The 10908-nt window shown below is 49.8% G+C and carries 10 protein-coding genes and 1 pseudogene; 7 read left to right on the top strand and 4 right to left on the bottom strand.

Annotation, left to right across the window (positions count from 1 at the left end; genetic code table 11):
• Positions 1–248: 248 nt before the first annotated feature.
• Together B5F87_RS15450 and B5F87_RS15445 are read right to left on the bottom strand one after the other, a co-directional pair.
• Positions 249–719, bottom strand: coding sequence for a flavodoxin (locus B5F87_RS15450; protein ID WP_087282622.1), 471 nt, complete (start codon positions 717–719; stop codon positions 249–251).
• A 48-nt stretch (positions 720–767) separates the two neighbouring features.
• Positions 768–1797: pseudogene (locus B5F87_RS15445) on the bottom strand (iron-containing alcohol dehydrogenase).
• A 785-nt stretch (positions 1798–2582) separates the two neighbouring features.
• Between B5F87_RS15445 and B5F87_RS15440 the strand changes: the two are divergent.
• The 4 genes from B5F87_RS15440 to B5F87_RS15425 are packed head-to-tail and all read left to right on the top strand — an operon-like array spanning position 2583 to position 6093.
• Entirely contained in the window at positions 2583–3065 is a 483-nt protein-coding gene (locus B5F87_RS15440; protein ID WP_087282620.1) for a 3-isopropylmalate dehydratase small subunit, read from the top strand.
• Between the two features lie 2 nt (positions 3066–3067).
• Positions 3068–4327 carry an aconitase/3-isopropylmalate dehydratase large subunit family protein gene (locus tag B5F87_RS15435; RefSeq protein WP_087282617.1) on the top strand — a complete coding sequence of 420 codons (1260 nt, stop codon included), beginning with the start codon at positions 3068–3070 and terminating at the stop codon, positions 4325–4327.
• Positions 4328–4343: 16 nt separating this feature from the next.
• A complete protein-coding gene (locus tag B5F87_RS15430) occupies positions 4344–4853 on the top strand; it encodes a 3-isopropylmalate dehydratase (RefSeq protein ID WP_087282615.1) in 510 nt (169 codons plus the stop codon).
• Position 4854: 1 nt separating this feature from the next.
• Positions 4855–6093, top strand: coding sequence for a 3-isopropylmalate dehydratase large subunit (locus B5F87_RS15425; protein ID WP_087282613.1), 1239 nt, complete (start codon positions 4855–4857; stop codon positions 6091–6093).
• A gap of 92 nt (positions 6094–6185) precedes the next feature.
• On the opposite strand, the gene B5F87_RS15420 is transcribed toward B5F87_RS15425, so the two are convergent.
• Positions 6186–8264 carry a beta-galactosidase gene (locus tag B5F87_RS15420; protein WP_087282611.1) on the bottom strand — a complete coding sequence of 693 codons (2079 nt, stop codon included), beginning with the start codon at positions 8262–8264 and terminating at the stop codon, positions 6186–6188.
• 189 nt (positions 8265–8453) lie between these two features.
• Between B5F87_RS15420 and B5F87_RS15415 the strand changes: the two genes are divergently transcribed.
• From B5F87_RS15415 to B5F87_RS15405, 3 genes are all read left to right on the top strand, one after another.
• Positions 8454–8831, top strand: coding sequence for a GntR family transcriptional regulator (locus B5F87_RS15415; protein WP_087282608.1), 378 nt, complete (start codon positions 8454–8456; stop codon positions 8829–8831).
• A gap of 15 nt (positions 8832–8846) precedes the next feature.
• Positions 8847–9698 (top strand): ABC transporter ATP-binding protein, encoded by an 852-nt coding sequence (locus B5F87_RS15410; protein ID WP_087282607.1) that lies wholly within the window; start codon positions 8847–8849, stop codon positions 9696–9698.
• A gap of 90 nt (positions 9699–9788) precedes the next feature.
• Positions 9789–10424 (top strand): ABC-2 transporter permease, encoded by a 636-nt coding sequence (locus B5F87_RS15405; protein ID WP_087282604.1) that lies wholly within the window; start codon positions 9789–9791, stop codon positions 10422–10424.
• A gap of 45 nt (positions 10425–10469) precedes the next feature.
• Here the strand turns inward: B5F87_RS15405 and B5F87_RS21230 are convergent, their stop codons facing one another.
• Entirely contained in the window at positions 10470–10640 is a 171-nt protein-coding gene (locus B5F87_RS21230) for a DUF6472 family protein (protein ID WP_204246084.1), read from the bottom strand.
• Positions 10641–10908 lie beyond the last annotated feature (268 nt).

Genomic DNA, 10908 nt, shown 5'->3' with positions numbered 1-10908 from the left:
ACTGTGCTTACATAATCTAAAAGTGCTTTCATAGAAGAACTCCTATCCTTTTTTCTTTGAGTATACCAGAAAATCAGGATGGATGTTCACAATTTATTCATTCATGCGTTTGTCGTGATTGTCTAAAGACAGTGGGATTGCGGTAGCCCTATTTCAAGATTAGCCCGCCCGCGAGTCTTCCCACAAAAACAGCGGCAGGGAAACGCATTTCTGTCTTTATTCCCTGCCGCCTGAAATCTATCTCATTCTCAGTTCAGCGCGCGCTGCGCCCAGTCCGCCGCTCCGGATCCGTTTAAAAGCTGTCCTTTCTTCCAGGAAACAGCCGGACAATGTTCCTTCAGGCTCTTCTCCGCCTTTCGGATATCGCTGCCGCCGGAGGTGGCAAACGGAATCATCGTCTTGCCGGCAAAATCATAGCTTTCGAGGAAGGTATCCACAATGCGTGGCTCCACGTACCACCAGATTGGGAAACCGATAAAAACGGTATCGTACTGCGCCATGTCCTGCACCGGCTCTGCGATGACAGGACGGCAGGATGGATCGTTCATTTCCAAAGTGCTGCGGCTCTTTTTGTCCATCCAGTTCAGATCTGCGGAGGAATACGGCTGTTCCGGGCGAATCTCATAGAGGTCTGCGCCCAGAGCCTGCGCCATCTCCTGTGCCACGCGGGCGGTTGCGCCGCTGGCGGAAAAATATGCAACTAATACTTTTTGACTCATGATACACTCTCCTTTTCCATCATTTTGTCTTATTCTTTCGCCTGTATCCTACAGGCTCTCTTTAAGAATATTTATAATTTCCTCACGATTCAGAACTTTATATCCACCCGGCATGATCAGGGTGCCGTCGGCGATGCCTTCGAGCGAATCTTTTGAACTTCTGCACGCCATAAGGCAGAATGTAACGATAATATGGCAGAGAAACCGCAGCCAGCGTCATGCCGTGGGTGGCGTCGGTGTAGGCTCCCACAGACTGTCCGAGCATGTGCACCATCCAGTCGGTGGATTTACCGCGGGAAACCAGAGTGTTGAGGGCCCAGGTAGCCGCCCACATAAGGTTGCTTCTTGCCTCGTAATCCTGCGGATTCTCATTGGCGATGCGGCTTGCGTGAACAACAGAGCGCATCAGTCCTTCGCTGATATAGTCGCTGGTATTGTCATCATCACCGGAGAAATACTGTTCACAGATATGATTAAAGATATCATAGATTCCCGCTACCATCTGATAATGCGGCAGTGTCAGCGTGTATTTCGGGTTCAGGATGGCAAACTTCGGCATGATCTTCTCATCGGCAAATACATGACCGATCTTCTGTTTTGTCTTCGGATTGGTGATGACCGCTCCGGCGTTCATCTCAGAACCGGTTCCTACCATGGTCAGCACACATCCCACCGGAAGAGTCTCGCAGTCCGGTTCTTCAAAGCGCAGGTAATATTTCTCCCACGGGTCTTCGTCACAGTTGACGGATACAGAAACTGCCTTGGCATAATCGCAGACAGAACCGCCGCCCACCGCCAGAAGCAAATCTGCCTGATGTCCGCGGGCAGTCTCCACGCCCTCATAAAGCTTATCCACCGTCGGGTTCGGCATAACGCCGGCGATCTCCGCCACATTTTTATCATTATCTTTTAAAATCTTTACCACGGCGTCATAGATGCCGTTTTTCTTAATGGAACCTCCACCGTAGATGAGCACCACATTTTTACCATACTTCGGCAGCTCCGTGTTCAGATAATCCAGAGACTCATCGCCAAAATATAACTTTGTCGGGTTACAATATGAAAAGTTTCCTAACATGTCAAGTTCCTCCTTTAATCATTGATACAAATGTATAATCTGTCTCTCCGACACATTGTCCGAACCTGCACCGCAGCGTTATCCTGCTATGACAAATATACTGCGGTTCCGTTCTGACACTATGTCAGCAAATGTACTGTAGCACTATTCTGACAAAGTGTCAATATTTTTTTTAATGGGGATTTGTCGAGGTGGAACTGCGGGTTTCGATAGAATCTGAGGATGCAGGAGCAGACGAGATTTGCGGCATCACTAAGATTGTGACAAAACTCCCGTTCCATCTCGACGGCATCTGTATCAGAGTAGCGTGCTCTTCAGTCTGATTGCCTGCTTGTATTGCGATTGTTCAATGACAATGCGAGAACAGGTCATTTATATGCAGCCTGATTCCCCATGATTGATAATATCTGCTGGTTTGCAACGTGGTACAGGATTTTTATAGAGGTGAAAAGAGTGGTTTTCCACAACACAGATGACGTTTTGGACACAGACAGACTTCGACCGCGAGCTGTGAACGAGGGCTGTCGTATTTCCTGGGAAAATATATTCTATAGGTCAGGCCGAGTGAGGGCCGAGTCGGGCGAACCTGTCTGTGGCCTTACGCCATCGTCTGTGTATCATCCCTTTTCATCTCTATAAATCCCCATTTATTCTGGACTTCATATTTATTTTGTAGTATTCTATAATATGAGTTATCAGACAGTAAAAAGCGCCTGCATCGCAAGATGGCAGGACATTTTATGAATTATTCTGAATAAAAAAACATAACAGACGGAGGTATCAGTATGAGTAAAAGTCGTGTCTGGAAGTTTCACAACGATGTGGATACCGACCAGATTATCGCTTCCCAGTATCTGCTTCTGCCGGATATTGAAGCCATGAAACAGTATACATTTGAATCTTTGGATCCTTCTTTCGCAAAGAAAGCTCAGCCGGGCGATCTGATCGTGGCCGGAGAGAATTTCGGCTGCGGCTCTTCCAGAGAGCAGGCGCCGAGCGTCCTGAAGGCCCTGGGTATCAAGGCGGTCGTTGCCAAATCATTTGCAAGAATTTTCTTCCGGAACGCCATCAACATCGGGCTTCCGGTTATTGTATGCAAAGATCTGTACGACCACGTGGAGGACGGCGGCGAGGCGGAGCTTGACCTGTCCGCCGGAACAGTCACCGTGGACGGTCAGGTATTTTCCTGCACCAAGCTTCCAGAATATATGCAGAAGATTCTGTCTGCCGGAGGGCTCATTGCATCTTTAAATAAGGAGGAGGCATAAATATGGGTATGACATTAGGAGAAAAGATCATTGCCAGAGCCGCCGGCGTGGACGAGGTGAAGCCAAATGATATTCACACGGTCACTCTGGACCGCATGATGAGCAATGACGGAACCACACATCTGACTGTGGATATGTATTACAACCAGCTGAAGAATCCGAAGATTGCCGATAAAGATAAAGTAGTCTTCATCATGGACCACAACGTACCGGCGGAGAATCCGAAAACTGCCGAAGCACATAAAAAAATGCGTAATTTCGCCAAAGATCACGGCATCAAATTATATGAGGGACAGGGCGTCTGTCATCAGATCATGATGGAAGATTATGTCTGCCCGGGCGAGCTGATTTTCGGTGCAGATTCCCACACCACCACTTACGGAGCACTGGGCGCTTTCGGAACAGGAGTGGGCTGTACAGATTTCCTCTATGCCATGACCACCGGAACTTCCTGGGTGATGGTTCCGGAAACCATCCGCTTTAACCTTCACGGTTCTCTGCGGGAGGGCGTGTACGCCAGAGACCTGATTCTCACCATCATCGGTGATATCGGAGCCAACGGAGCCAACTACAAGATCATGGAGTTTGCCGGAGACGGCGCCCACAATCTCTCCATTGACGAGCGTATCGTACTCTGCAATCTGACGGTGGAAGCCGGCGCCAAGGCCGGTATCGTGGAGCCGGATGAAAAGGTTGTGGAATACTGCAAGGCCCATGGCCGGGAAGCGGTACATATGTTTAAGAGCGACGACGACGCGCAGTTCGCCGCCGTGTACGATTATGACCTGAGCAAAATCGAGCCGGTAGTTGTCCGCCCGGATTTCGTGGATAATTTTGCTCTTTTAAAGGACGTGAAGAAAGAGAAAATCGCCATCGACGAAGCCTTTGTAGGCTCCTGTAATAACGGCCGTATCGAGGATCTGCGGGCCGCTGCCGATGTGGTAAAAGGCAAAAAGGTAAGTCCGAAGGTACGTTTCATCGTTGCCCCGGCTTCCAAAGCCGTCTACATTGAGGCTCTGGAAGAAGGCATCATCACCACATTGATGGAAGCCGGCGCCATGATCATGAATCCGAACTGCTCCGTCTGCTGGGGAAGCTGTCAGGGCGTTATCGGAGAAAATGAGGTGCTCATCTCCACCGGAACGAGAAACTTTAAAGGCCGCGCCGGTCATCCGACCTCCAAGGTGTATCTGTCCAACGCCGCTGTAGCTGCTGCTTCCGCCGTGGCCGGATATATCACAGACGAAACGAATAATATATAGAAAGGATTCGATTCCTATGAGTAATACAGAAAAATTTACCGGCAGAGTCTGGGTACTGGGCGACGATATTGACACCGATATCATCATCCCGACAGAATATCTGGCCCTGCCAACTGTCGAAGATATGAAACAGTACGGCTTCTCTCCGCTGCGCCCGGAGCTGGCCGGACAAATCAAGGAAGGCGACATCATCGTCGCCGGAAAGAACTTTGGCTGCGGCTCTTCCCGGGAGCAGGCGCCGGAGATTATCAAGGCGCTGAAGATCAATTGTGTCATCGCCAAATCCTACGCCCGCATCTTTTTCCGCAATTCCATCAATAACGGGCTGCTGCTCATCGAAAACAGCGACATCCAGGATGTGGTCAAAGAAGGCGACGAGATTACCGTCACCATGGGCGAGTCCATTGAGAAGGACGGACAGATTTTCCCGATCACTCCTCTTCCGCAGAATCTGATGGATATTATCAATGCCGGCGGTCTCGTTAAGGCCATGCAGAAACGAAACGGCATCATTGAGGAGGGTTGACATGGGCTATACATTAATTGAAAAAATCATCAAAAAAAATATCGGAGCCGATCATGTGGAACCGGGACAAATTGTCACCGTAAATGTGGACCGGGTGATGATCCACGACATTTTCATTCCATTTGTGGCAGAGAAATTTGAAGAAATGGGCTTTAAAAAGTTATGGGATCCGGACAAAGTCGTTTTAATTTACGATCATCTGGTTCCGACCAGCGCTGTGGAAGACGTCCGCCACTTTAAGATTGGCGACGCTTTCGCGGATAAATACGGTCTCACCCACGTGCATCGCAGCGACGGTATCTGTCATCAGCTTATGACCGAGATGGGATACGCCAAACCGGGCAACATCGTGTTCGGCACCGACTCCCACACCACCACCTACGGCTGCGTGGGCTGTTTCTCCTCGGGCATCGGCTACACCGAGATGGCTGCCATTCTCGGCACGGGAGAAATGTGGATCCGCGTTCCGGAAACTATCAAAGTCGTCATCGACGGCGAGCTTCCGGCAAATGTATCGGCAAAAGACGTGATTCTCCGGCTCATCGGAGACCTGCGCGCTGACGGCGCCACCTACAAAGCTCTGGAGATCACCGGCTCTGCCGTGGATACTATGAGCGTGGCTTCCCGCATGACCATCTCCAATATGGCCATCGAAGCCGGAGCCAAAGCCTGCCTCTTCCGCCCGGACGAAAAAACCTGTGAATATTCCAAAGTATCCATGGAGGACGTGGACTGGCTTTACGGCGACGACGACGCCAGCTACTGCAAAGTCATGACCTATCAGGCGGAAGATCTTGTTCCTGTCTGCGCCTGCCCGTCCCAGGTGGACAACATCCATCCTGTATCTGAAGTGGAGGGCACAGAGCTTGACCAGGTATTCATCGGTTCCTGCACCAACGGCCGTCTGGAAGACCTGGCTGTGGCAGCCAGAATCCTCGAAGGAAAGACTGTTGCCTGCAAGCTCATCATCACCCCGGCCAGCCGCCAGATTTATCTGGACGCCATCAAAGCCGGCTACATGAAGACTCTGGCCGCAGCCGGAGCCATCATCACCCAGCCGGGCTGCGGACTTTGCTGCGGACGTGCCGGCGGCATCCTTACCGACGGCGAGAAGGTCCTCGCCACCAACAACCGGAACTTCCTGGGCCGCATGGGTACCTCCAAAGTAGGCATCTACCTGGGTTCCCCGGCCACCGCGGCCACCTCAGCCATCTACGGTAGGATCACTATGCCGGAATAGACAATATCTAAAACAACGGCAGAATGGACATCAGCCTCCATTCTGCCGTTTTCTTATTCTCATTTATTTATCATTCTATTATGCAACAGTTATCAGTCCTCTCCTTCCACAATCCGCAGATTCCACGGTTCCAGCGCCAGAGTTTCCCCTGTCTGAATTTTCTGTCCGGTGAGGAGTTCCGTTCCTTCACTGTACTGCCAGGACACTTCCTGTTTTTCGGGCGAGTAATTCAGATAATACCTCACGGTCTTTCCGTAGTCATTTTTTCCTTTTCGTACAATAACCGGGAAACACTCCTGTGGCAGTTCCACGCCTGCGGCCTGCAGTACAGTTTCAAGGATGGAGGTCAGCAGTTCTTCGCCGGTCATACAGCCCAGATAGAAAGCGGTCCCTTTCCCGTAAGAATTCCGGGTAAATGCCGCGTATTCTCCCCAGTTATAATGATCGTAGGAAAGAAGGGTTTCGGCGGTTTCCGGCAAGAGAAGTTCCATAAAAATTCTTGCCTGCATGTCAGACGCCAAATAACCTTCGTCCGGCGTCGTACCCTCCGCCCTCTCTCGTTTCTGCTGCTCTCCGTGCAGGCACTGCAGAAGTTTTCCTGTCAGCCCCACATGTTTCGGGAAGGCAAACTGATGGTATTTCACGCCAAGGCACTGACAGAGGATATGAGGCTGCACATCGTGACTGACCTTCAGGTTTTCATTGGAGAAAGCGGTTTTGAAGGTGACAAAGAGGGTGCCGCCATCTGCCACATACTGATTCAGCCGTTGGAGAAGGTCGTCGGGAGCGGCGTACAGGGCCGGAACGATGATGGCTTTATACTTGTCAAGGTGTTCCGATTCCGGCCAGATAAAGTCACACTCCACATTCATGCGGTAGAGGACGTCGTATATCCAGCGCAGCACATCGTTATAACGGATGCCGTGATTGCCGTCGGCAGAGGCCTCGATACCAAACCAGTTCAGTCCCGTGAGAGCCTCGTTGCTGACAAGGATAGCGACATCATTGCGCTTTTTCAGGTTCACCAGATGACTGCCGGTTTCTTTCCATTCCTGTCCGATCACACAGGCTTCCCGATACGTCTCATTTTCTTCAAAGTCATGGCTCAGCAGCCCTTTCCAGTATGTCTCCATAGAGTTATGGATGGAATGCCAGTGCCAGTACATAACGCTGTCGGCGCCGGAAGCCAGATGGCTGTATGCCTGCAGGCGCAGCTGTCCCCTGTACGGCGTCCAGCCGGGCCATCCCTGGGCCTCTGTCTCTATGACCAGATAATTATCATTTTTTAAAGACCGGGTCATGTCGCCCCCAAAGGCGATCTCCGCGCCGGTCAGTTCATCCTGGGAGGGATGATATATATCCACTCCGGCGATAGTCAGCGCCCTTGCCGCATGATAATGATTGACTTCCGGCTGCACGCCGTAAGAATATCCCCGCCATTCAAAATCAAAATTGTGAGTGATAAACTGATCTTCTCTCCGGTATTCGCTGACGATGGCCGCCTGCCAGGCGAGGAAATCGTCCACCAGAGTCCGCTGGAACTTTTCAAACTCCGCGCCCAGACTGCCGTTTACGGTACCCCGGATGTCCGGAAAATCCTCCCAGGCGTCAATGCGGTTGCTCCAGTAGTCAAGTCCAAACTCATGATTCATGGCGTCAAGATCGTTATGGAACTTCTCCCGGAGATATTTCACGAACTTTTCCTGTACATTTTTTCCGGCCGTGCCATAATTTTTCGTCTCATTGTCAATCTGAAAACCGATAACACATTTCCGGTGAGCGGTACATTCCATCAGCTTCCGGATCACCCGCTCCGCGTAAAAACGATATACCGGATGGGTGATATCCATGATCTGACGGGAGCCGTAAAGCGCCCGTCCCTTCACCGTCGTCACCAGCACATCCGGATGAGACTTCACCATCCATGCAGGGACGGCGTAGGTGGGCGTGCCGATAATCACGTGAATACCCGCCTCTTCCATGGCGTCCATCACCCGCTCCACATGAGAAAAGTCAAAAACGCCCTCCTGCGGTTCGCAGGTACTCCAGGTGGACTCCGCGATCCGCACGGTATTGATGCCCGCTTTTTTCATCAGAGCCACATCCTGGTCCAGACGGTCATACGGCATATATTCATCATAATAGGCCGCGCCAAAAAGTAGTTCTTTCATCCAAATTTCCTCCGCTTATTCATTTTTTTGTTATTGGTATAGTAACATAAACGCATCCCTCATGCTACCCCCTTTCACAAACATCTCCCTATTTTATAATTCCAAAAAACTTTTGAATAAACAGTGTATAACACTTGACAACAGTTCTAGACTGTTATATACTGTTTACAAACAGAGGAGGTAGAACCAATGAAAATAATCATCAATCACTCTTCCATGGTTCCCATTTACGAGCAGATCGTCGACCAGATCAAGACGCTCATCCGCAACGGGGAACTGAAGGAAAATGACAACCTTCCTTCTGTCCGCTCCTTATCAAAAGAATTAAAAATCAGCGCTCTGACTGTAAAAAAAGCTTACGACAACCTGGAAGCCGAAGGCTTCACCGTGACGGTTCACGGAAAAGGCACCTATGTGTCGGCGGCCAACGCGGAACTTTTGCTGGAGGAGCAGAAAAAAGAAGTGGAAGCCGATTTGGAGATGGCCATACAAAAAGGCAGACGATGCGGAATCAGTGATGAGGATATCCGTACGCTTTTTGAAATGATTCTGGAAGAAAACGAATAATTTGGAGGATTCATTATGCTGAAAATCGATCATTTAAGAAAAAATTATACGAATTTTTCTCTGGACTGCTCTCTGACGGTGATGCCAGGCTGCATCACCGGCCTGATCGGCCAGAACGGCGCAGGGAAGAGCACAACTTTTAAAGCCGTGCTGGGACTGATTTCCACGGACGGAGGAAATGTTACTCTTCTGGGTAAGGATATCAGAAATTTCACCGCCGCCGACAGACAGAATCTGGGTGTGGTGCTCTCCGATTCCGGCTTCTCCGGTTATCTGACCATCTCCGATATTCTCCCGGTCCTCGGCAGTCTGTACGAACATTTTGATAAAACATTTTTTATGGAACAGGTACAGAAGGCGGAACTGCCCCTTCGCAAACAGATCCGGGAGTTTTCCACCGGCATGAGAGCGAAACTGAAAGTGCTTGTCGCCATCTCCCACAACGCCCGTTTTCTGATTCTGGACGAACCGACAGCCGGTCTCGACGTGATAGCCAGAGATGAACTTCTTGATCTGCTGCGGGAATACATGGAAGCTGATCTGGAACGTTCTATCCTCATCAGCTCACACATTTCCAGCGACCTGGAAAGCTTATGCGATGACATCTACATGATTCACGAAGGACATATCGTCCTCCATGAGGAAACCGACGTTCTTCTGAGCGATTACGCCCTTCTGAAAATGAGCGGGGAACAATACAACGCTCTGGATAAACAGTACATTTTACGGGTAAAAAAAGAAACCTACGGATACAGCTGCCTGACCAACCAGAAGGTATTTTATGCGGAAAACTATCCGGATATCGCCATCGAAAAAGGCAGTATCGACGAAGTGATCTCCATGATGATCCGAGACCGGGCCGTCTGAGGCATCGGCCGAAGAACTCCTGAAGAACTGAAATATTTCGCAGGTTCCGGAATAATCATATTCTCATTCAGACCAGAGAGGTGGAAAATTATGAAAGGTTTATTGATCAAAGATTTTAAATTAATGAAAATGCAGAAACGGTTCTTTCTTCTTATATTATTGGTAGGCGTCGTCATTACGTTTTCATCCTACGATGTTGCTTTCACCACAGGTTTCATGGCCTCTGTGTCTTCCCTGTTTTCCATAAGCTCCATCAGTTATGATGAATTTGACAACGGAAATGCTTTTCTGTTTTCTCTGCCGATCTCCCGCCGCACCTATGCCGTGGAAAAATATATTTTCGGTGCGATTCTCGGCTGCTGCGCCTGGGTGCTGGCGATGATTATCGCCATATCGGTGGGTTTCCTCAAAGGAATCCATCCCGACACAGAGACGTGGTTCAGCGCATTTTTAATCCTGTCCATGATGTTTGTTATCCTCGCCCTGATGCTTCCATTCCAGCTTAAATTCGGCGGAGAAAGAGGCCGCATCGTCCTTCTGCTTGTCATCGGCGGGCTGGCTCCTAACGGACTGGAACTCATCGGTATTGACCTTCTGGCGATGCTGGACGCCATGCCGGCCGTCAATGCAGGCATCATGTCCTTCATCACACTGTTGATCGCTCTGCTGTTCCTTGGCGTCTCCTGCCTGATCAGCATCGGTATCGTGCAGAAAAAGGAGTTCTGAAAACGTTTTAATGCTCCGGCTGCTCAAATGCGGCCGGAGCATTTCTTACATCTGCTTGCGCACAATCTTATATTCATCGTCCATCTGAAAATACGGACATCCGTTCTGGGGACTTCCCAGCAGCCGCGCCAGATCGTCCTCATCCAGATTCACCGTACATTCTCCCTGGCCGTCTTCTTCATCCACCCAGTAAAAAGCGCAGTAATCACACTGCATATGCTCACCTCCCGGCTATCTCCTGTTCTTCTTCTCACATCTTTATACTTTCCGGATTATTATACCGGCTCGACTTAAGAAAATCAATCCTTCTTCTTCGCTTCCGCTCGTCTCTTTTTTTAGAAAAAAGTTGCTTTCACTGCCTTTTGTGTTATAATGACAAACAGGGCTTTATGCCATTATTGACAGATGATTCTGTCATTCATATGTCTTGTTCCGGAAGGCTGAACCGGCACAGACATCATATACAGAATACATTTATAAGGAG

The sequence above is a fragment of the Eubacterium sp. An3 genome (assembly GCF_002159465.1).
GTDB classification, from domain to species: domain Bacteria; phylum Bacillota; class Clostridia; order Lachnospirales; family Lachnospiraceae; genus Anaerobutyricum; species Anaerobutyricum stercoris.
This window is presented reverse-complemented; position numbering and strand designations above follow the sequence as displayed.